The sequence below is a fragment of the Micromonospora sp. NPDC047753 genome (assembly GCF_040642735.1).
GTDB lineage: Bacteria > Actinomycetota > Actinomycetes > Mycobacteriales > Micromonosporaceae > Micromonospora.
The window spans coordinates 1-2,354 of the sequence record NZ_JBEYSL010000744.1 but is presented as its reverse complement, the minus strand read 5'-3'; the positions used below and the strand labels follow the sequence as shown (position 1 = coordinate 2,354).

At 71.1% G+C, this 2,354-nt stretch carries 3 protein-coding genes; 1 reads left to right on the top strand and 2 read right to left on the bottom strand.

Translation table 11 applies throughout. From position 1 onward, the window contains the following. Positions 1-806: alpha amylase C-terminal domain-containing protein (locus tag ABZ749_RS34025; RefSeq protein ID WP_357235232.1), on the top strand; the 806-nt coding region annotated here is incomplete at its 5' end. Between the two features lie 57 nt (positions 807-863). Here the strand turns inward: ABZ749_RS34025 and ABZ749_RS34020 are convergent. After that, positions 864-1,922 carry a family 10 glycosylhydrolase gene (locus ABZ749_RS34020; RefSeq protein WP_357235235.1) on the bottom strand — a complete coding sequence of 353 codons (1,059 nt, stop codon included), beginning with the start codon at positions 1,920-1,922 and terminating at the stop codon, positions 864-866. 46 nt (positions 1,923-1,968) lie between these two features. Further along, positions 1,969-2,354 (bottom strand): C39 family peptidase (locus ABZ749_RS34015; RefSeq protein ID WP_357235229.1); only part of this gene is annotated, 386 nt, incomplete at its 5' end.

Below are 2,354 nucleotides of genomic sequence, written 5' to 3'. Positions count from 1 at the left end.
CCCAGGCCGCGATTTCCCGACCACCGACCCGGACGACACCACTGGCCCCACTGGCGGCACGCAGCGGGCCGACGACCTCACGGTGGCTCTCCGACACCCTGCTCTACACCTCGAAGGACCCGATCTACCGCCAGCACCACCACCACCAGCTCACCTTCTCCCTGGCGTACGCCTGGAGCGAGAACTACGTGCTGCCGATCAGCCACGACGAGGTGGTGCACGGCAAGGGCTCACTGGCCGGCAAGATGCCCGGCGACACCTGGCAGCGGCTGGCGAACGTGCGGGCGCTGCTGGCGTACATGTGGGCGCACCCCGGCAAGCAACTGCTCTTCATGGGCTCCGAGATGGCCGACGACCGGGAGTGGAGCGAGGAGCGCGGCCTCGACTGGTACCTGCTCCACGACCCGGCCCGCGCCGGTGTGCAACGACTCGTCGGTGACCTCAACCGGGTCTACCGGGAGACTCCGGCGCTCTGGGCACAGGACACCGAGCCGGCGGGCTTCCGCTGGATCGCCGGCGACGACGTCGCCAACAACACCGTGTCGTTCGTCCGGATCGCCCCGGACGGCTCGACGCTGGTGTGCGTGGCGAACTTCTCCGCCCAGCCGCTGCACGACTACCGGGTCGGCCTGCCGGCCGGCGGGACGTGGACCGAGGTGCTCAACACCGACGCGCACCACTACGGCGGCTCCGGGGTGGGCAACCTGGGTGAGGTACGGGCCGAGGACGTGCCGTGGCACGGAATGGTCGCCTCGGCCGCCCTCCAGGTTCCCCCACTGGGTGCCGTCTGGCTCCGCCGCGACTGACCGGTGAGCGGGACCGTTCCCCCGGACGTCGAGACGCCTCGGGGGAACGGCACGGGCTCAGAGCCGGGTGATCCGGACGGCGTCGGCGACGACGTACCCCGTCGTGCTGGTCCAGCGGCTGACCCCGACGACCTGGCGCGTCCCCGCGGCGAAGTCGTAGGTGCCCAGCACCCGCCACTGGCCGCCGCCGCTGCGCTGGTCGACGGAGGCCGTCACGGTCCCGTTCGCGGTGGCCACCAGGTGCGGCGTGGCGCTGTTGTAGCCGGGGTCGGACGGGTACCAGACCTCGACCCGGTACGAGCCGGCGGCGGGCAGCGTCGCGCTGAACCAGGCCGGGTCACTGACCGCCTGCGGCTCGGCGAACCGGTAGTTGGTGCCGTACCGCGTGGTGAGGTACGACGAGGTGCCCCAGGTGGCGGCGGCGGTGAAGCCACCAGTGGTGGTGTTGTCCACGATCACGCTGAACGTGCCGCCGGTGCCGGTGACCACCCGCGCGTTGCTGGCCGGGCTCTCGTGGTGCAGCCGGTCCAGGGCAGTCACCAGGTACCGGTAGGTCGAGCCGGCCGCGGCGGTGGCGTCGGTGAACGTCCCGGTGCTGCCTGAGGCACGCACCGTGCCGAGCAGGTTGCGGGCATCGGCCAGGTCGCAGGGGTCTACCGAGCCGTCGCCGGGCAGTCGGTACACGGCGTACGAGGCCGTGCTGCCGGCGGTGCCGCGCTGCCAGTTCAGCGTCACGCCGCCGGTGCCGCGTACCGCCGAGGTGAGGTTCGGCGCGGCGGGCGCGGCACCGCCCACCCCCGCCGGTGCCAGGGCGGGCCGGCGGTAGTGGTCGGTGGTCAGCCGGGAGACGGCACCGATGCGATCGGCGCGTACGTCCTTGGCGCTGAAGTGGATGTCGCCGAGGATCCGGGGGTAGGCGCGGTTGAGGGTCAGGTGGTCGCTGAGTTCGGCCGGGTCCTGCCAGGCGGCATCCTGCCCGGAGGCCCCGGCGCGGTAGGTGGCCTGCCCGACGAGCAACTGCACTGTGGTGCCGTTGACGGTCTCCGACCACCAGCGGACCAGTTCCGCGTAGTCGGCCGCGGGGTGGCCGATCTGCCAGTAGATCTGCGGGGCGATGTAGGGACCCCGTGGTGGGGTCCGGCCCTTCCGAGTTGGGTGGTGCTCAGCTGGTGGCGTAGCCGCGGGTGGCGATCCAGTCCGCGAGGTGCTCGATGGTGACCTCGTACGAGGCGGTGTTCGGGTCGGCGGAGTCGGCGATCTTGACGATGTTGCCGTTGTCGCGGTAGCCGACGACGCTGATGTAGTGCCCACCCTCGAAGGAGTGGATACCGCCGTCGGTGTCGGTGGCGGTGCCGGCGATGTTGGCGACCACGGCCCGACCGTCGTCGACGGTCTTGACGACGTCGGCGCGAAGCTTGTCGGTCTGCTTCTCATCGGCCTTGGGGGTGCTGATCTCGACGGAGTGGTAGGCGTCCTTCTTGCCGGTCTCCTTGTTCAGCACGGGGGTGATGTCGTTGATGGAGTTGGTGCCGGCCTCGGTGGTGCCCA